Raw genomic sequence first — 20,600 nt, 5'->3', positions numbered from 1 at the left:
GTAGTCCTTTCTAGCTTAAAGTCCGATAGAATGAAGGAAGAATGGCATTTGCTTTCTCCACCAAACCCAGTCGTGGGCCACATCTGTACCCCAAGTATCAAACCAAGCTGGGATATTCTTCTCTTCAAAGGCACGTTTTAGGTTGTAGAATGAGTCCAGACCGTCTTGTTCCCAATCGCCCAAACCTGTGCAGACGATAATATCAGCCTGGCGGTATTTATCAATAAACCAGCCGTCGTTTTGGTTCCAAATGTAATCTGATGGTGAGTTTTGATAAACAGCATCGTCATTGCCATAGTCTTGATTGTTGTTGAAGAAACGAGCATCATAGACGCCTGAAAGGGCGATGACTTTTGTGAAAACATCCGGATGTTGCAGGAAGAAGTTTAAGGCATGGTAGGCTCCCATAGAGCAACCAGTCGTCATCATCCCATCGAACCAGCCTGTTTTATGTTTGATAAATGGAATCGCTTCTTCAATCACATAGCGTTCGTAGGCGCGGTGTGCTTCTGCTTTGTCATGAATAGACTTCCAGTCCGCCAACCAGCTTTCACTATCGTAACTCGTTAAGGTGAAAAATTGAACATGACCAGCTTCAATAGAGCCACGACAAGCTTCAATCATACCAAAATCAGCATATTCATTATAAGAACCGCCAGATGAGGCAAAGACAACAACAGGAATCCCTGCGTGACCATAACGATTTAGATTCATTTCTCGGCCAAGATTTCCAGACCAATGACTTAAAAATTCGACGTGCATAGTAAAGCCTCCTATTTAAATATTTTTGTTTTATGACCAATGTTCGCTTAGGAATCGTAGGCAAGCTGGCAAATAGAGCGCCCAAGCCTCCTCATTGTGAACAGCTCCCGAAACGACTTCTAAGGTTATGTTGTCCAATTTAACACCACCAGCAATCAACTGTCGATAATAGCTTAAAGACGAATTAATATAGGCTTGTTTGATATTGCCAGCCATCAGCGTTTTATCTGTATCATCTGCTTCTTCTGTCCCAACATAGATGTAGACACGTTGATCTGAATCTAATTGTTGACGTTCAATATAACGGTCGAAAGCATCTTGATGAAGCCAGTTGGCAGATGAAAAGACACCCAGACAGCCAATCTGGTTCTGATAAGCCAATCCCATAAACTGGGTGATATTGCCTCCCAACGATGAGCCAATCATTGCAGTGTGAACTTTATCAGATTTTGTCCGGTATTCTTGATCAATAAATGGTTTGACGACATCCATCACAAATTCGGCATACAAGGTTCCCTTACCACCGAACTGCACGCCAGGAATCCCCATCTCACTAAACTTCCAAGCAGCGTATTCATGCATGCGATCAGCACCATCATTATCAATAGCCACTACGATCATTTTTGCAATGTCTGGATTACGCTTAATAGTTGGGATGACTTTCCATGAATGACCTGAAAAAGCTTCCTTACTGTAGAGTACATTCTGCCCATCGTGGAAATAGACAACGGGATAGGTCTCTTCTGTATTTTCAGCATATCCTTTCGGCAATAAAACACGGACTCGACGTTTTCTTCCTGTAAATGGTACATCTAATTCATGAGTTCTCATGTCCAAATAAAAGTAAGACTTATTCATATCTATCTCTTCCTTACGTATTTTAAGTATTATATCATAGTTTTTCTGGAATATTCAGAAAATTTAGTTATTTATTTGCAATTTTCGGATTTTCCGAACATAGTTAGTTAATGTCACAGAATTTTCTCATACATTTGGCGGTAATGATCCAATTCTTTTTCTTCTTGTTGTGTGATGTCTTCAAAAATATCTAGCAAAATGGTACCTTTATCTCGTTTCCAGGTTGCCACAAATCGTCCTTTATAAAATACAACAGGTTTGACAATACCCGTCAAAGTATAGATATTACGGATGTATTTAGGATTAAAAAAGGGATTAGCTTTCTTTTCATAACCTAGTAAAAGTTGGTCAAATCCTGCAACGAAAAGGCAGTCAGGCAGTTCTGCTTCTTCTAATTCTCCAAGATAAAAGCGTTCTTCTCCTGCTACTTCAAGAGTTTTCAGGTCTAATTGCTTCATCCATTTTAGGACCGTAGATTTATTTTCCTTGAAATAGTAACGGGCATCAGCTAGGCTGACAGGTCCAAAACCTGAAAAATACCTTCGAGCGATTTCCAGCTCTGCTTTTTCCCGAGAAAGTGGCTGAAAGTCTGTCAGACGATGAAAACGCTTAGCACCGTACTCTTGATAGACTTCTCCACGCTCGACCATGTAGCGAAAGAGGCCGCCCCAGGCGTTAAAGACCAGCTTCTCCTCTTCTTGTGTCATCTTTTCCCCACGGCAAAGGACCTTGAGAGCCTCACGAGTCATAGGACCTTGTTCAAGGGCTTCTAAAATCAGCTGGTGGTACTTCTGCTTGGTCTGAGGGCTAAACCCGTCCCATCCTTCTGTCTTTAAGTATTCGGTGCTGGCCAGCCGCCCCTCGTGGATATAGAGAGGAATTTCCGACTTGAGATAGGCATGAACCGTTCGCCGAATGGACCACTGACGAGTCAGCTCCTCCTGCCAGCTACCCTCATGAAAATCCTCCGCTGTCATACGGTTACGAAATCCGACATGAACATAGGGCTGAAACTGAGCCTGCAAACCATTGAGATTTTGGCAGATTTGCTGAACAGACTGGGGTTCCAACAGACCTTGTTTCTGCAGAATAATTCCCTTCCAAGTATCGTGGTGCATCGTATTTCTCCTCCGCTTTTCTAATCCCAGTATAACACAAAAGACACCCGAAGGTGTCTGATGATAGTCTAAATATCTTAGTAACCCAAAAACTCTTCCAAGTCCTTGAGGGAACGCTCTGCTATTGCCTCATAACGCTCCTTCTTGTCGCGGATACGCGGTCCGTCCAGCTCCTTGATGATACCAAAGTTGACATTCATAGGCTGGAAGTGCTTGCTTTCGGTGTGGGTGATGTAGAATGGCAGAGCTCCGATGGCTGTGGTCTGTGGGAAGATGACTGGCTCTTCGCCACGGAAACGGCGAACAGCGTTGATTCCAGCCACCAAGCCAGAGGCAGCAGACTCGACATAGCCTTCTACTCCTGTCATTTGACCTGCAAAGAAAAGATTAGGATTTTTCTTGGTCGCAAAGGTCTGTTCCAATAAGTTTGGCGAATCCATGTAGGAATTGCGGTGCATAACGCCGTAGCGGACAAACTCAGCATTTTCAAGTCCTGGAATCATCTGGAAGACCCGCTTCTGCTCCCCCCACTTGAGATGGGTCTGGAAGCCAACAATATTGTAAAGGCTACCTGCTGCGTTATCCTGACGGAGCTGGACAACTGCGTACGGTGTCTTGTATTCGCCGTCACGAGGTCCCTTGTAGTCTTCTGGGTATTCCAGACCAACTGGCTTCATTGGGCCATAGAGCATGGTTTTGATGCCACGTTTGGCCATGACCTCAATGGGCATACAGCCTTCAAAGTATTTTTCTTTTTCAAAGGAGTTAAGCGGTGCTTCTTCGGCTGAAATCAAGGCCTCATAGAAAGCGGTGAACTGCTCCTTGTTCATCGGTGCATTGAGATAGGCAGCCTCTCCCTTGTCGTAACGGGACTTGAGATAAACCAAGTCCATGTTAATGGTCGAGCTGTCCACAATCGGTGCTGCCGCATCGTAGAAGTAAAAACCGTCGCCACCGTTGAGGGCGTGAATCTTCTCCGCCAAGGCGTCAGACGTCAAAGGCCCCGTCGCGATAACTGTAATAGCATCTTCAGGAATCTCTGTAATCTCGCCACGAATGACCTCAATTAGCGGGTGGTTGTGAATCTCATCTGTGACTGCTTGAGAGAAATTTTCACGGTCCATGGCCATAGCACCGCCAGCAGGCACACGGTGAGCCTCACCAGCTCGCATTATAATGGAATCCAAACGACGCATTTCTTCCTTGAGCAGACCAACAGCGTTGGTCAAACTATCGCCGCGGAATGAGTTGGAACAAACCAACTCAGCAAACTTGTCCGTCTTGTGCTGAGGGGTCGGTTTGACACCTCGCATCTCGTAAAGTTTGACAGGAATGCCACGTTTGGCAATCTGATAAGCAGCTTCTGAGCCAGCCAAGCCAGCTCCGATAACATTAATGTGGGTTTGAGACATGAAACTAATACCTCTAGCCAGAAGATCTGACTACTGTTTGGGAATACCCCAAAACAGAACCTTTCTAAATTTTATACCTATCTAGTATACCAGAAAATGGCTAGAAAAGACAAAACTACCTTCATTGAAATGAAAGTAGCTCCGATTTTTTACATAATATATTTTATGTATATCATTTGCTATTCTATAGCTTATTTACAATAGCTCCGCTATATCTCCAACAACCTCAAAGTTCCAACCAAGTCTCCTATAAGAGTCGATTTCTTCCTGACTATACGGGAAAGTATTCAGCAAAATGGAATCCATTCCCAATTCATGAGCAATAGCTATATCGGATGTCAAATCATTACCAATCATAACCGTTTCCTCAACATCAAGATTATTTTCCTCTAAAACCAGTTGAAGAAATGCTGGTTCAGGCTTCTTCATCTTAAAGTCGGAAGAGATATAAATTTTTTCCATCAAATCAGCACAACCTGTCTGTTCAATTTCTGCCTGAGTAAAAATTCGTTGAGCATTGGAGAGAATAAATAATCGCGCTTCTCTATCCTTTAATGTCTGTAGACTAGTTAGAGTATTTTCATAAGCCTCTAACTTTTCACGTGAAAGTACGCGGAAAATCGCGGCTACTACTTGTCCAAAAGTCTCTAAATCAGTCGGTTTATTGGTACTTTGGTTTTCATTTGGTACATCCGTTAATAGACGAATGAAGATTGTTTCTAAATCAATTTCGACATACTGATAACTCACTGTTTCCGCGAGAGATCTCTCCGCCTCTTCTACAAAACGATGATAGGCATTTTTCAACTGGCGCGGCCGATAGGAACAACCAAAAGCATTGTAAATCTGTGTTAGCTGATTCCAGACCTCTAGTTTATTTTCATCTGTACGAATATCAACCAATGTACCATAAAAATCGAAGATATAGTTTTTGTAACTTTTCATGTCTTTCTCCTAATCTTTAGACAGCATTTTTTATATTATACCCCACAACGAAAACGTTTGCAACAATAGAACGAAAAAACCTACCACATTAAGTGATAGGTTTTTATTTTGATTGGAAACTCTATTATTTAAGAGTAACAATTGCACAACCTGTTAAATGTGCAGTATCAAGGGGTTTGAGTTCATAAATTTGAAGTTTGGCAGGAATTTTGGCATAAAATTGAATCCAGTCCTGCACTTTTAATATTTTGTGTGATTTCTTCAGAAACTGTTTTATCTAAAGCATTAAACCAATGACTATATGTGTTCAAAGTTGTTGATTTATCAGCATGTCCCATTCGTCTTGCCACATATAAAATATCTTTTTTCAGAACATTTATTAGATAAGAAGCATGACTATGTCTAAGACCTTTACCTGTAATAACAGGAACTCCTACTTGTTGTGCCTTACGTTTGATGATGCGACAAATGGTTGATTTACAAAAAGGATCTCCAAATCTTGAAATGATAAAATCTGTATCTTGATTTGCAAACTGATTTTTTCGCCAAACTTGAAGTACTTCAATAGTTATATCATCCAATTCAATAAGTCGTTCACCTGCTGGAGTCTTTGTTTGGTCTTTACGATACCAATTTCCATTTTCATCTTTCTCCAAGGTTGTATGCACCTTTAGAAATTTTTTATCAAAATCAATATCCTCCCAACATAAAGATAAACCTTCACTCACTCGTACACCTGTCATATAATATAACCAGATGGCAGTAAATCGTTGTAATTCTTCATAATCATGTAAGTCAAATGATTTGATAAATGTCTGAAACTCCGCATAGGTCCAAAATGGAGTTTCTGGATGCTTACCTCTAGGATTATCTAATGCTTTACAAGGCATATCTGAAATATAGCCAAGTCTTTCTGCATAACCCATACAAGCTTTAAACCTTGACCATAAATTTTTCGCATAGTTTTCAGAATAATTTTCTATGATATGCAATCTAAAAGCCTCGCAATCTCTAGGAGTTATTGCTTTTAATGGCTTTGAACCAAAATATTGAATAAAAAGTTTATGATGAGGAAGAGCCGTCTTATATGTCACAGACTGAACTTTTTGCTTATACGCTCTTAAATAAATTTTGTTCATATAGTTTTCAAAAGTCATATTGTAATTTTCTAAACTGACTTTGTTGGCAAATTCATATTTTATACGAACTAATTCGTCATATGCTTCTTTCATTGTTTCAAAGGTTTTACCATATTGATTTTTTCTAGCTTTCTTTTGTACCCTTTTGCCAGTTACTGGGTCGATTCCAAGATCAATCTGATAAAATATCTTTCCCTTATTATCACAATAAACACCTTTGTATTTTTTACTACTTTTTGTTACCATTTGGATTCTCACTTTCTAAATGTTATTTAGATAGTGGAATCCCTATTAATTGTTCCACAATTTCTGCTGGTGCGATACCTAGTCTTCGATTGTCAAAGGGCGATTTACTTAATTGTACCGCATTATGGTCAACTTTGCGAGCTTCTTCAAACTTTTTTACAGCAATTCTTTTAGCTTCTCGAATAATGTCTCTAGAGGTATGTTCAGGAAATCCTAAATTCATTAAATCTTTATATGTAGCAGTTCTCATACACTTTTCTCCTCAAATCACTAAGTTTTTTTACACGCTAGATGAGATTTGAATGGTTAGTTCAATCATGGGAATTTCACCCGCTGTCCTTTTACGATGGCAGCCTGAACGGTCAGAAGTATCATTATCATTATTTGTGTCATGGCAGATAGGTTACCATCCTATTTTTGAATAAATGATTTTCGCTCATTTCCTGGCGCATTACATTCTATTGCTCAACAAATAAATAAAGTCCCACCTAGAATTATTCAATTGTCAATGAACAAATCAGGAGGGACTATTTTAAATTATTCTTTATTCGGTGGGGAAAGTCAGTTTGCCCCAACAAATAATCTGTACTGACGTTGTAAAGATTCGAGAGTTGTATTAGCACTTCAGCCGATAATGTATGTTCACCTCGCTCAATCTTTGCGTATGCTGAACGTGTAATACTAAGATAATCGGATACATTCTGCTGAGTTAAGTCATGATCCTCTCGTATATCTCTTATTCGCCGATACATTAAGCTTTCTCCTAAGAAAAAGTATACTGTACAAATTATAAAAAGACGGAAAATGGTCCAGCTTGGACCAAACAGATTATTAAAAAAGAGGAGTACCTCTCCTCTTTTTTAACTCCTATAAAAGCCTAGTGACTTGTATGTTATATAGAAGCGATTTATTTAAAACTAATTATTTTTTTCCAAAACATCTACTGTTAATTTATAAAAAAGGATAGAAAATATACTATTTACTACCAGAAAAATAGATAAATTACCAAAAGACATATCTGTTAATGCTCTACTTCGGAGTGCAACCATTGGCTGAGAATAAGGGAAAAATTTTGTTAAATCTTCATTGATAAAGATAAGTACAAAATTCAATACACTTCCAACTGTCGCAATTCCAATACTTTTACTGAAATTTCTTGTTTTCACTGTTATATACGATTGAAGAATAATTATTGGAACAGATGCTAAAAGTGACAATAATAGCCATTTAATATACGTCTGTAAACTCAAATCCAGAATAATTCCATCAGCATGAATTGCTATAATAAAAATAATTAATAATACTAGTTGAACTGGAAGAATAATGAAAAAACTACACAATAATTTACCAAAATACAATTTCCACATTGAGACTTGGTTTGCTTTCAACATTTCAAGGTTTTTTCGTTCAAATTCAGGTATAATCAGTAAACCAGCAATAATAGCAAGCATCGGAGGATAGAGCAAGGTGCTATTATAAAATGTTAATTGTCCCCATAAAACCAGTGATTGTGTTCCTTCAACTAAAACATCCCTATTAGAAAAATATATTCCTAACCCAATAAAACTAGAAAAAGTCAGAAAAGCCATTCCAATCAACAAAAGTTGGATTTTTCTAGCTTTTTTCCATTCTGCCTTAAAATAACTTCCCATCTTTATTCCCTCTCTTTCTCAAAACGAGATTGGCTATAGCATACAACAATAAACAATAAACAGAATAAATTATCAACTTCCAAAATAATTGACTATCAAAAATGTATGCAAACTCCCCGCCACCAAGAGACTGATATTTATAGGGTGCTAAGCTACCAAATCCTGTTATAGGATTAATCAAACTACTGAAGCCATAACTTCTTGGAGTCAAAACAATGCCTAAAAAACCACCTAACAAACCTAATGCCAATAATAGACCCTGTTTTTCTACTACTATAGCTAAGAATAAATAGATACAAATCAAAGAATATACTGAAAGAAATTGGGCAAAAAGTTGAAATAAAATAACTGAGAACGGGATTCTGATGCCTACTTGTTGACCAAAAATACAAATAGCAATGACTTCTAGAATTGACATGAAGCTAAAGATAATAACCATAAATAAGAATTTATTGGCAAAAATAGTTAGAAGATTATGACCATTTGAAAATTGCAACTTAAAAGTCTGACCCTCACGCTCATTCCATACAATGCGAGCAGCAAATACACAAACTGCTATAGGAAGCATGAGGAGGTTGACATTTTGATTGCTAAATAAAATTTCTACCCCTTTTAATTCTGGATGGGAAGAGAATGCAGAATTAAACGTAACGATATTCCATAGTGTCGCAACAATAATCAAAATAGTTACTATTGAAAAAGATTTTGTTCGTTTACTTTTTAACCATTCAATGTATATACCTCTCATGCTACACCTCCTTGGTTAACTCTAGAAAAATATCTTCTAGTGTTTCACTCTCTCTGGCCACTCTAAAAATGCGATAACCACTCTTGGTTAAATAACTTACTACATCTGCTAATTTATCATTATCAATATCGCTTATTTTGACATAACTTGCAGTTGCACCTAATACTTCTACTGAACCGAACTCAACCAAACTCTGAACTATATTATTCTGAGAAAAATCTCCACCAATCTCCACCCACCTATTAGCTTTAATAGCTTCGATTTCTCCTTCATAAACCAAACGTCCGTGATTGATAATTCCAACTCTGTCTGCAATATACTCAATCTCTGTAAGAATATGACTAGAAATAAATACTGTCAATCCCTCTTCTTTAGCTAATTTAACAATTAATTCTCGAATTTCATGAATGCCGGCTGGATCAAGACCATTGGTCGGCTCATCAAGTAAAAGAATTTTGGGTTTCTTAACCAACGCAAAAGCAAGTGCTAGTCTTTGTTTCATACCAAGTGAATAATCCCTCACAAGTTTTTTCCGATTTTTTTCTTCTGACAATCCCACTAACTCTAATGTTGGCCAAATATTTTCTTTTGCGAATCCTACCATCTTCTGAAAGACCATTAAATTTTCATAACCTGTAAGATTAGGATAATAAGAAGGTTCCTCAATCATTGACCCAATTTGTTTTAGATAGCCTTTGCCATTTTGTATATTAGAGCCAGTTACTATGATTTCTCCCGAAGTAGGACTAATCAGAGACAATATCATTTTCATAGTTGTTGTTTTACCTGCCCCATTTGGTCCAAGAAAACCGTAAATTTCACCCTCTCGGACGGTAATCTTTTCTAAGTCTACCGTGGTAATATCTTTATACACTTTTGATAGTCTACGCAATTCAATTACATTTTTCATCTCTACATACCTAATATAAGCCTACTCTTAGGGCTCTTCCTCTCTTTTTTATTTCACTACTATTGTACTGTCACAAGTTAAAGATAACATTAAGAGAACTGGGGTTTACTTAAAAACTAGAACAAATAAATTTTCCATAATTTACATTTGTTTCCATGAGATTCTTATGACTATCTTTAATCACTTCACCAGACTCCTCATCAATGAATATAACATTGTCAACAAAATTCACAATATCTAAATGGTGACTTACAATCAGCATTGTTTTATCCGAATACCTAGAAGACTGTAATACATTTTCATAAATTCTATTTTTACTGTGTTCATCCAAATTACTAAACGCCTCATCCCAAAAAACAATGCCGTTATCTTTTATCAATGATTTTGCTATAAGTAATTTCTGAATTTGTCCACCTGATAAATTTTTCCCCTGTTTTAACAATTTAGAATATATTTTGTTAGGTAGCTGAGAGATTACTTCATCCGCTGCCGTATCTTTCAATATTTGATAAAGAGGAGATAAATCATTAGAAGTCCATTCAAGATTTTCTAAAATACTTCCTTTTCTAAGCGTCATATTCTGTAAAACCACACTTATATAATCCTCAAATCCTACGATTCCATATCTAATAGAGCCATTATAACGAAGCATGCCTGCTAGAAGTAACAGTAATGTAGATTTACCACTCCCCGATTTTCCTACAATAGCAATTTTTTCTCCTTTTTTGACTGTAAGATTAATATTTTTATAGATTGGTTTATTACCATAAGAAAAGTTTAAGTTATCAGTCTGTATTAAATAATCGTTTGATTCTGAACTCGGTACAGTAATTGGTGCTGAGTCTTTCAACAAATCACTTTGCTTTTCAGCGTAAATCTCCAATCGAAGTATTTCGAAAATTGCTCCTTTCACCTGTTCAATTGCCGAAATCAATAATGAAATGCTAGTTTGATATACAAGTAAGTCCGAAAGTGATACTTCTATATAGTTATTGTAATAAACTGATATAACTATAATAGAAGATAAACTGATGTAGTTAAATATAGTTCCAATCAATTGAGATAGATTTTCAATTCTCAAAATTTGAGAGTATTTTGTTGTGACTTTATTATTGACTGTCACCCAAGAATTGAAAATTTTATCTTCTTTTCTCATTATCTTTATATAGTCAATATCGTCCAAATCGGTTTGTAATTCCGAATTAAAATCGATAAGATATTGCAAATACGTTTGATTGTATTCGCTTTGTTTATAATATAACAGTATCGAAAATATACTATAGACAGAGATCATCACAACTAAAATCACTGTTAATTTTACAGAGATTGTCATTAAATAGATAAAAATTACCAAGGCTGAAATTAAACTTATAAACGACGGTATAATTTTTAATGTAACATTATCTCTTAATATTGATTTTAGATTAATCTTTTCAGAAACCCCACCACTTAAATGATTGCGAAAATATAACAAAGGCTTCTTTAAAAGCCTTATAAATAACTCTTTACTATAATATTTGTCAAAATCCCTATTATACTTATTCAGCGCCTTATTTTTTACAAAATATCCAAGCAGTTGAAAAACAAGAACAAAACTTAGTAAAAATAAATTTGCACTGAATTTGAACTCATCTGTTAGCATTTGTCTTAAATTTATTGAAAACAATAGTACACTTGCTTGAATAAATAACAAAGATAAAATAAATAAGGAAATGGGTTTGACCTGAAGTGTCTTCTTAAAATAACTCCAAAAAATGGGGTTATATCTTTCTGGCTTAAACTCGTTACCTTTATTTACCATAATCATCGTTCCAGAATAATGTTCCATAAACTCACTTTTATGGTATCTAATTCGGCCAATTGCAGGATCTACAATTAGGACTCGGTCAGTTTTAATTTTTTCTAGAACTACAAAATGATCGTTATTCCAGTGAATAATCATTCTTCTTTTGGTTTCTTCGTAAATTTTCAATAAATCATCAAATGAAGTTCGATAAGCATTTATAGTCACTCCAAATCTATCATTTAAAGTTAGTAGATAAGATAAACTTAGACCATCTGCTGGTAATGAATCTTTATTACAGACTTCATGTAAAGGGATTCGGTGTCCAAGGTCATTCAACATCATAGTATAACAAGCTAGAAGACAATCTTCTTCATTGTTTTGCAAAATAATCTTCATCGTCTTTCTTCCTTTCTGTAACTCATACGCTAGGAATAAGAATATCAAGCGATTTATCTTCTTTTAGATATTTAGCTGTAGAAAACAAAATTCCTGGAATCCCAGTCATTAAGCCATAAACATTATATTTTGTATTAAAGCTGCACATCCAGCCTTTTTCTAAACCAAATGAATGTAACTTTTTGTATTCTCGATCTACAATACCTTTGAGTTTTTTGGACTGGCAATTCTCCATATAATTTAAATAATAACTGAGAGCTAATAAATTTCCACTGGTACCATGGCACAGCGAAAAATTAGTCATATCAAAACCAATTTCAATAATTTGTTTTACAGCATGCTCTACATCTCTTCTCAATTCTTCTACCTCAGAATCAGATAAAATATTATATTTATCATTTAATTGCAGCTGTGCCAACCTTGCAACTAATACCCCTGTAGAACCGTGGCACCAATTCGCACTTGTTTCACCATTCCTTTTATCAATCCAGCCTTCACCTAGTTTTTGTTGATTTTCAAAAGTTCTAGCCTTATTAAATAGATCTAAGGCCTCTGAACGATTAGATTTATATGCTAAAAACAACAAGGCTACTTCTACTCCTAAATTCCCATGGGCAAGGCTGACATTATTTGCTTCTAATCGATTCCAACATATATAATCATTGTTATTGACACCTAATTCTTTAAGTTTAACTAGTGATTGAGCTAGATTCTCTATATTTGTGTCTGTATTCCTGAATGCAACAATTTCATTCGGAAAACTTGATAAAAAATCAGCTTGCGATGTATTTAAATTTAAACAATATTGATCTCTAATTTTAAATATATCATCTGGAAGTCTCTGACCTGTAATCAAGCTAATTCTAGAAATAGCAGAAAAAACTCCTAATTTTCCAACGAAGTATGTTGGATTTTCTATTTTAGTATATAAATTTAATAAAGTTGATAGTATTCGCTTCAAACAATCCATAATTCTCTCTTGTCTAGAAGGATCAACTAAATCATAAGCTTCAGATAAAGCAATAGCCATGCCAGCGATTCCTTCGTATACTGAATTATCCATTGGAACTAATTCAAAAGCGTCGTGATCATTAACTTTTAAAGTTAACCAATTTGTACTATCATCTTCCAATGAATATTTCTCATCATCCAAGATGATATCTACTAACGCATTAATACCTTCATTTAATATACCGTCATCAACACTAGTACAGTCATATTTTCTATATTCTTCTTGAAGCTCTGTACTATACAAAGCTTGTGTAGTTTTTAGTGAAAATTCTATCAAATCAATCTGTTCCTCAATTAATTCATCACTAAGCCTCTCTAACTTTTTAAGAGCCGTATTTAACGCTGAGATTTTTAATTTCCAAATTTTTCTCTCTCCATCTGTAATATCACAGCTATTAATGCTTGTGCTAAAATATGGAATATCCATGTTTAATAGCTGATTTTTTTCTGACTGGATTAACATATCACAGTCATATTCATTTAGTTTATTTGACATTTTTTCAAATAGCACTTTCGACTTATCGCAGTATACGGGAGATATTAGTAATTGTCGTATTAAACTATAATCCTTAGTGTTTCGAAATAAAATTCTAGTCTGAATATCGCTATGATTTAAATAAAGATTTTTAAGGTATTGTTTTTCCTTGACAAAAAAATTCCCCAATTCTCGGAATCCCTCTTTAATGAATTCAATATATTCTACCGCATTAAGATAATGCTTCTCTCCTCCTGAATTAAGAAAATAGGGTAAATGTTCTTGATTTTTTATCTGATATTTTTTCTTTTCGATACGGATGTCATCCCGATTATGATTAACAACAACTTTTACTTCCCCAAAGAATGTTCCCCCAAGAACTCCACTAGTATCCCCGCCAAAAACATCATCTGAGTCAGCAATTGGAAGAAGACCAGTGGAAAGTACGGAGTCTCTACTTTTTTCTATAATATGAAATGTTGCTTTATTACCAACCAACGTATCAAATGGTGAGATAGAAAAAATTGTTTCGACATCAACCAAAATAGGTGTAAGATTTGAAGAGATTAAATTTTCAAAATGTAAGTCTGAAATATTTAAAATGTAGGAATATCCTAATAAATAACCGATTCTACGATAAAATTCCTCAGCTTCATTTTTTGAATTAATAGGCTTACTAATTACGAATTTTTCCCAAAAATAATTTCCTTTATTCAAAAAACTAGGAATAAAATGAATTTCTTTATCTAGATAAGCACTGACTCTAGAATCTAATCGAGCCAAAAGTATGTTTGGTTTAGCTGATTTCTTTTTTAATACAACCTTTTGTCCTCGGTAAGATACAATACATACTCCGTCACCATTGTGAATATCTCCAGTAACATTAAGTTTGATATCACTTATGTTAGGAGTCACGCACGTACTATTAATGTACTTTTTTGCTACTAATTCTGAAAAGTCAGAAATAAATGTATTTTTTACAAATTCAACCAAACTTAAATATTTTTGAATACTGAGTACAACGCGATGATTTATTTCTGGGAAACGTTGCTCAATCTCATCCAATATTATACCTTTCCTACATAAGACATTATTAAAAAAGTCATAACGAATCTCTGGTGTAGACCCTACTAGACTTCCTTCAATCCGCTTCTCATTTATTAAATAAATTAGCGTCGGACGATAATAATCTAAAATCTTTTTCCCAATCTCATCAATGATATCACCATCCTCCAGTAATAGTTCTGGAAAGTATCTTTCAAGAACTACTTTTTGAAAAGTATTAAATTGGTTGTACAAAATTTCGCTACCCACCATACTGTTCCCCTCCAAAAACTAACAACATGTGAAGATTGCCTGTAAACTATTCCAACGACATTCCGCAGAAATAGTATTAACACCATGACCTGCTCCTCCTAAAAGAATATCCAGATCATCGATTTTTACTTCTTGTAGTGTAGCAACTGCTTCATAATTTATTTCTTTATTAGTTTTCGCATTCATAATTTTTTACCTTCTTTTTAATATTAGTTTAGTCAGTGCACTTCTCTATATGATAATTTTAGTACTCTTACTTAAAGATAAGTTTAAGAAATAATAAATTTTAAATAAATTTATACATTACAAAATATTCGTCACTTCTATGGCAACGATCAACTTCACATGAGACCTCTAGGGATAAGTCCTGCATCTTTCCTCGTTTACACAAGATATGAGCTCCCTAACTCTCACATTGCTAGGTAGGTTTCTAGGTATTTAGAATTTTTGGTCTTCTCATCCTCCATATATACCTTACATAACATTTCTGTTCAGAGAACCACCATTTCACTATTCCTCCCTATCCTTGCCACCTCATAATAGTCAGCATTTTGAGTCCTATTGGGTTACTCGCTAGCAGGTGTCCCCAGAGTACTTTCATCTTAAATGTAGCCATGCCCAGCGTTATCAAAAAAAGACAGACCAAAATAATTTTGAGTCTGTCTGTAAATTGTCAGAGGAAATCCTCCATTACGTAACTTCAAAGATATCTAAATGTATATATTTATGAACAACACGTAAATAGGAATTGCCATGAATTCATATGACATTCATGCGAAATAGTTTTAAAAACCCCATTTTTTCCAGCACCAATAATTTGATCCAACTCTTCAAGACTTACTTCTTGAATCGTACTCATTAATTCAATATCTTTTTTCATTTTAGTCGCCTCTCTTTGAAAAATTTTTTTACGAGCAACATGTGAATAAAAACTGCCATGAATTCATGTGACATTCATGTGAGATAGTTTTAAAAACTCCATTTTTTCCAGCACCAATAATCTGATCCAACTCTTCAAGACTTACTTCTTGAATCGTATTCATTAATTCATAGTTATCTTTCATAACATTTTCCTCTTTCTATTTTTTATTACCGACAATATCGATATCTTCTTTGTTACAAGTTCATCTTACAGGAGTATCTTAAAGTCTGTATAAAGAAAACATAAATTTAACTTTAAGATTTTTAATCTCCAAATATTTTAATTTAGTTAGTGAGGCCCTTGAAATAATATATTTTTATCTATAACTTGTTTTATTTTTCGAATTACAACATTAAATATTATTTCAATCTTTATTATATGATTGTCAAGTCATAAAATATTTGTATGCTTATTATATTTTCATTCTGAGTAAGGCTAAATAAACCCGATAACTTTATTGTATGATATAATTTATATAAACATTGGAGGTAAAAGTATGGGTTTTGAAATACAATTGTTGAATAAACATATACTAATTGTGGATGATGACATCGCATTAAGCGAATCAATCAAAGAAGTGCTCATGAGTCGTGGCTTCAAAAATATTAGTTTTGCTTATAGTATTAGCGAAGGTATTGATATTTTTTCAGTATCTCAAATTGATTTAATTATTCTAGATGTCATGTTACCAGATGGTGAAGGCTATTTACTTTCCAAATATGTAAGAAAGACATCTGATGTCCCAATTCTATTCTTAACTGCTAAAAATAATCCTGATGATGAAATAAATGGGCTTGACTCAGGAGGAGATGACTATGTTACAAAGCCATTTTTACCTAAATCTTTAACTTACCGTATAATGGCATTGTTGAGAAGAGCTTACCGAGATGAATCTGAACTCATTGAATTAACAGATTGCACAATTGACTTGAATAATGCAAGCGTAAAAAAAAGTAATCAAAATTTTTCACTGACCCCTACTGAAATTCAAATTCTTAGAAAGCTATTTACCAACAAAAATTACATCGTTTCCACAGAGACAATATGTGATACTATTTGGGGATTAGATAGCTTTGGATATGAAAAATCCTTAATGGTCCATATACGCAATATTCGAGAAAAAATCGAAATTATACCTTCCAAGCCAAAGCATCTAATTACCGTTAAAGGGCTTGGATATAAACTTGCTATTTAAACAATAAGAGATCTTATGAATATTTTCAAAAAGAATATATTAAAATTTATTTTATCGTTTATTTTCATCATAATGGTTGATATAGTACTTCTAACTGTAGCAGCAAACTATATACGTAGCCAACAGTCTGCCTCCAACATTATAGAAACAGTATCATCAGAAATTGTTTTATCTGATGGTAATTATACTGTCAGTCAAAAAGCCAAAGAATTAATCGATAATAATAACTTATGGATTATGATTATTGACAAAAATAGTGGAAAAGAAAAATTTAATATTGATAAACCTAAAGATATAGCTAATCAATTTGATTTTGCAGATGTTATTCGTTTCTCCAGATTTTATTTAAAAGACTATCCTGTATTTACTCAAATAAAAGAAAATGATCAGGATATATATATTATTGCATTCCCGAAAGATAGTATTATTCGCTATAGTAATAATTATTTTGATTTGAGCAGGATTCAAATTTTTCCCATCATTATCCTATCAATTATTTTTGCTAACATATTATTTTGCTTAATTTTATACATTTATAGTATTACTTTTCTAGATAGAAATATCAAGCCAATTATTTCTGCAATTGTAAAATTACCGAACGGTGTAAATACACAAGTTAAATCAGTAAAAGAACTAGATAAATTAACATTCGCCATTAATTCTGCCAATCAGAAACTTCGTGAAAATGAAGAGTTTAAAGAAGATTGGATTTCTGGAATTGCACACGACATAAAAACTCCTCTTTCAGTTATTGTATCCAACATATCTTTAGCCATTGAGAAAACTGATAACGACACTCTACTCAAATATTTAACTCCTACTTTAGTTGAAAGTCATTATATCCAGAACCTTCTCAATGACCTAAATATATTTGCTAGATTAACAAACGGAAATCTGATATTGAAACAAGAAATTATTTATATTATTCCATTTTTTAAAGATATAATCATTCAAATTATTAATCAAGAAATTTGGCACGATTTCAATTTTGAATTTACTGCCGATGAAAATTTATATAACAAAAAAATGTATGTCGAAAAATCTCTTGTTTCTAGGATAATCCATAATTTGATTTACAATTCTGTTTTACATAACCCCTCTGGATGTGATATTCAGATTATTCTTAAATCTCTGACCAATGACAGATTTTCAATTACTATACTAGATAATGGAGTGGGAACATCTGTGGATAGACTTAACAATATCAATAAAATTGAAGAATTTAATTTTGATATTTCTGGAGTTCGTAGGAGTGGTATAGGCTTAAAAATTACTAAGCAAATTGTTGATTTGCATGGTGGTGATATGTTTATATCTAGTCAACAGGGAGAATACTTCCAAACTACTATTACTTTAGATAGTATTGGTTGAAGATATTTTTGAGGATACCTTTATCAATCGCCCAATTATCAATTCTTTCGATAGATTTCTTCCTTATTTTTTATAGCAAAAACTCTCCTTGATTTTTATTAATTAAACCTATAGGTAATAGTTTATTCTAGTGAGACATTCTCTTGGAATTTCAAGTCTATATCTGTATTAAGAATTTTTACAAACCTTTCTATTCTACTTACCAGCCCTTCATACTCATCCAGATATAAGCTAAATTTTTCTTGTAATAGCTTAATTTCTTCAGTCACTTGTTCTAGTGTAATTGATTCTGTCAAATTTAGTTTTGAAAAGTCATACCTTGCTAGTTTTCGACTATTCGGATCATCACTCTTTAGGTTGATAAGCACTTCCGCCATCTTATTCAAGGTGGCGATTTTTTCATTGGTTTGATTTAGTTTGACATCTAGCTCTGCTATTTCTGCGACCAGTTCGTCTTTAACGTCTTGGTATCTTTTGTCTGTCTCTGTTAACTCAATCAAGAGGTTAATCTCAGTAATCTTTTCTTGAAGTCTTTCAACAGTCGGTCGTCTGTATGGTATTGCTCGACTATCGTTGGTTAGCTGTCTAATCAAGGTTCGTCCTTTTATATACTGATTCTTATCCGAATGTTCTTTGTTATAGATAAAGTATGAGGTTGTCTCACGGATATAGACTTTATATTTTGTCTGATTCTCTTCTTCAAGAATATCTAATTGATAGTTAGGAATGAAAATAAAACCGCTCTGCTTTACACCAAAAGACACCTTGATATAAACGCCCTCATCAACTAACTTCTCTATTTGGTGTCCTGCAAGTTCCACTTCAAATTCGTGAACGGCATCTCGTGTTTCCTTAAATGTCTCAAAGGCTTCCTCAATCTCTTTAGTGGATACCTTATCCTTATCTCGTTCTTCTTGAAAAGCATGGTACTGCTCCTTTAAATTCTCTAATCCTCCTGAATCACCTACTTCCTTATTTTTAAAGTAATCTTGAAAAAAATTGACATCATATAATTTCTTGTCACTTATTTTTTTATGATTCAGACATATCTGCTTTCCATTTTTTTCAAGTATGAAGGTTACATTCTTTTGTTTTAAGTCAATGGTTAGATTCAATTCTTTCGCTTTTGTCAGTAACTTTTCCAAAGAATTAACACGGTTCAACAAAAATTCTAATCGATTTTCAATCTCTAGCTTGGCAAAATATGTACGGAAAAAGTCTTCATCATATAGCTCTCGTTTACTGAGTTGGCGTCCTCGAATTGGCTTTGTCATGGATCTATCTGTCATCATGAATCGACTATGCTTCTGACTAAAATCAATATGAACATGTAGCTGCTCTGCTTTTTCTAAAAAATCATCAAAGGACTTTGACTGTTGCATCAAAAAATAAAGGCGCTGCTTCAATTCAAATTTATGACTAATCTTCCTATATTTTTGGTAGTCACGGTAAGAGAAACGCTTCTCAATAATTTTCGCTCCAGCCATTTTAGAAATGCGATCTGAAATCATGCGAAGGTTTCGTTCCAAGGCATAATTCCATATCAACTTTTTATCTGAATTGCGGTCAATAGCATTGATTAGGATGTGATTATGAACATGATCTTTGTCTGTATGAGTCGCTACGATGAAACGAAAACGACCTCCTGTTAATTCCATCATGGTCTCATAACCAATGCGGTTAATTTCTTCAGGTGTCAGATTATCCTCGGGAGAAAATGATTGTATGAGGTGATGGGCATGAATATTTTGTTGGTGTTTTTCTTGTCGGTCATTTCTAGATTCGTACAACTTGTCGTTATTGGTAAAGTTGACATTGTACATTTCTACCATTTCTTCATAGCTAGGAAAGTCTAAGTAATTGCTCATGCCAAAATCAGATACCAATTTCAAATTGTCTGTTTTACCGGGATTGAGGATATACTTAATCAGACGCCTACGGTATTTTTTCCCGTGCGTTGCAAAGTGTTTAGTGACTACCATGAAACTCCCTCAGTCTCTTCACTTCCACTTGAAATTCTTTCTCCACTCCAGTAATCAACTCACTAACTCCTTTACTTAATTCTTGTAACTGTTCTTGAGAAATCAGATGACTTTGATTAATCGCACGCGCAATTTGATTAATGTTATTTCCAATCCGTCTCAATTCAAATACTAACTGGTCATAGGTATCCGTGTTAATGGTGACAAATGACATATTGGGATTCAGCAACACTTTTCTAGCATATACTGAGAAATTTTGACAATGACTCTTAGCAATCCGTTCATTCAATTGATGTAATTCTGAATCTGTTAGAAATACTTTTTTGAGATTGGTACGATAACGATAAACCATAGT

Annotated in this window: 20 protein-coding genes; 2 read left to right on the top strand and 18 right to left on the bottom strand. The window is 34.4% G+C overall.

Translation table 11 applies throughout. From position 1 onward, the window contains the following. Nucleotides 1–15: 15 nt before the first annotated feature. The 16 genes from GPW69_RS05135 to GPW69_RS05060 form a co-directional block, all read right to left on the bottom strand. Complete coding sequence (locus tag GPW69_RS05135; protein ID WP_024376612.1) at nt 16–762, bottom strand: esterase family protein; 747 nt, start codon at nt 760–762, stop codon at nt 16–18. Between the two features lie 30 nt (nt 763–792). After that, a complete protein-coding gene (locus GPW69_RS05130; protein WP_024385230.1) occupies nt 793–1,620 on the bottom strand; it encodes an alpha/beta hydrolase in 828 nt (275 codons plus the stop codon). A 113-nt stretch (nt 1,621–1,733) separates the two neighbouring features. Next, complete coding sequence (locus GPW69_RS05125) at nt 1,734–2,738, bottom strand: DNA glycosylase AlkZ-like family protein (protein ID WP_074391121.1); 1,005 nt, start codon at nt 2,736–2,738, stop codon at nt 1,734–1,736. Nucleotides 2,739–2,815: 77 nt separating this feature from the next. Then, a complete protein-coding gene (gene trmFO / locus GPW69_RS05120; RefSeq protein WP_074391120.1) occupies nt 2,816–4,150 on the bottom strand; it encodes a methylenetetrahydrofolate--tRNA-(uracil(54)-C(5))-methyltransferase (FADH(2)-oxidizing) TrmFO in 1,335 nt (444 codons plus the stop codon). 195 nt (nt 4,151–4,345) lie between these two features. Continuing rightward, entirely contained in the window at nt 4,346–5,095 is a 750-nt protein-coding gene (locus GPW69_RS05115) for an HAD family hydrolase (protein ID WP_074391119.1), read from the bottom strand. A gap of 182 nt (nt 5,096–5,277) precedes the next feature. Further along, nucleotides 5,278–6,480, bottom strand: coding sequence for a tyrosine-type recombinase/integrase (locus GPW69_RS05110; RefSeq protein ID WP_024401217.1), 1,203 nt, complete (start codon nt 6,478–6,480; stop codon nt 5,278–5,280). Nucleotides 6,481–6,502: 22 nt separating this feature from the next. Further along, nucleotides 6,503–6,730, bottom strand: a complete 228-nt coding sequence (locus GPW69_RS05105) for a DUF3173 family protein (RefSeq protein ID WP_001258320.1) — start codon at nt 6,728–6,730, stop codon at nt 6,503–6,505. Between the two features lie 277 nt (nt 6,731–7,007). After that, nucleotides 7,008–7,232 (bottom strand): helix-turn-helix domain-containing protein, encoded by a 225-nt coding sequence (locus GPW69_RS05100; protein WP_002935042.1) that lies wholly within the window; start codon nt 7,230–7,232, stop codon nt 7,008–7,010. Nucleotides 7,233–7,397: 165 nt separating this feature from the next. Next, nucleotides 7,398–8,132, bottom strand: a complete 735-nt coding sequence (locus GPW69_RS05095) for an ABC transporter permease (RefSeq protein WP_002935043.1) — start codon at nt 8,130–8,132, stop codon at nt 7,398–7,400. Further along, nucleotides 8,116–8,880, bottom strand: coding sequence for an ABC transporter permease (locus tag GPW69_RS05090; protein WP_024394868.1), 765 nt, complete (start codon nt 8,878–8,880; stop codon nt 8,116–8,118). Before GPW69_RS05090 ends, GPW69_RS05095 begins: the two co-directional genes overlap by 17 nt. Before the next feature lies 1 nt (nt 8,881). Further along, nucleotides 8,882–9,790, bottom strand: coding sequence for an ABC transporter ATP-binding protein (locus tag GPW69_RS05085; protein ID WP_074391118.1), 909 nt, complete (start codon nt 9,788–9,790; stop codon nt 8,882–8,884). A gap of 109 nt (nt 9,791–9,899) precedes the next feature. After that, nucleotides 9,900–11,972: a cysteine peptidase family C39 domain-containing protein gene (locus GPW69_RS05080; RefSeq protein WP_024394870.1), complete on the bottom strand. Its 2,073-nt coding sequence runs from the start codon at nt 11,970–11,972 to the stop codon at nt 9,900–9,902. Between the two features lie 22 nt (nt 11,973–11,994). Further along, a complete protein-coding gene (locus GPW69_RS05075; protein WP_024394871.1) occupies nt 11,995–14,775 on the bottom strand; it encodes a type 2 lanthipeptide synthetase LanM family protein in 2,781 nt (926 codons plus the stop codon). Nucleotides 14,776–14,793: 18 nt separating this feature from the next. Next, nucleotides 14,794–14,961, bottom strand: coding sequence for a lacticin 481 family lantibiotic (locus GPW69_RS05070; protein ID WP_074391117.1), 168 nt, complete (start codon nt 14,959–14,961; stop codon nt 14,794–14,796). Between the two features lie 538 nt (nt 14,962–15,499). Then, on the bottom strand, nt 15,500–15,655 hold the full coding sequence (locus tag GPW69_RS05065) for a lacticin 481 family lantibiotic (protein ID WP_002935048.1): 156 nt from the start codon (nt 15,653–15,655) through the stop codon (nt 15,500–15,502). A 28-nt stretch (nt 15,656–15,683) separates the two neighbouring features. Beyond that, on the bottom strand, nt 15,684–15,839 hold the full coding sequence (locus GPW69_RS05060; RefSeq protein ID WP_002935049.1) for a lacticin 481 family lantibiotic: 156 nt from the start codon (nt 15,837–15,839) through the stop codon (nt 15,684–15,686). Nucleotides 15,840–16,193: 354 nt separating this feature from the next. Between GPW69_RS05060 and GPW69_RS05055 the strand changes: the two genes are divergently transcribed. Further along, on the top strand, nt 16,194–16,892 hold the full coding sequence (locus tag GPW69_RS05055) for a response regulator transcription factor (RefSeq protein WP_002935052.1): 699 nt from the start codon (nt 16,194–16,196) through the stop codon (nt 16,890–16,892). Between the two features lie 15 nt (nt 16,893–16,907). Continuing rightward, nucleotides 16,908–18,263: a sensor histidine kinase gene (locus tag GPW69_RS05050; protein WP_002935054.1), complete on the top strand. Its 1,356-nt coding sequence runs from the start codon at nt 16,908–16,910 to the stop codon at nt 18,261–18,263. A gap of 122 nt (nt 18,264–18,385) precedes the next feature. On the opposite strand, the gene GPW69_RS05045 is transcribed toward GPW69_RS05050, so the two are convergent. Next, the gene (locus tag GPW69_RS05045) at nt 18,386–20,245 is read right to left on the bottom strand and encodes an SAG1250 family conjugative relaxase (protein WP_024394872.1); all 1,860 of its coding nucleotides are present in this window, start codon (nt 20,243–20,245) and stop codon (nt 18,386–18,388) included. Then, complete coding sequence (mobC, locus tag GPW69_RS05040; protein WP_018163914.1) at nt 20,232–20,597, bottom strand: plasmid mobilization relaxosome protein MobC; 366 nt, start codon at nt 20,595–20,597, stop codon at nt 20,232–20,234. Before mobC ends, GPW69_RS05045 begins: the two co-directional genes overlap by 14 nt. Between the last annotated feature and the right edge of the window lie 3 nt (nt 20,598–20,600).

The sequence above is a fragment of the Streptococcus suis genome (assembly GCF_902702775.1).
In the GTDB taxonomy this organism is placed as follows: domain Bacteria; phylum Bacillota; class Bacilli; order Lactobacillales; family Streptococcaceae; genus Streptococcus; species Streptococcus hashimotonensis.
This window is presented reverse-complemented; position numbering and strand designations above follow the sequence as displayed.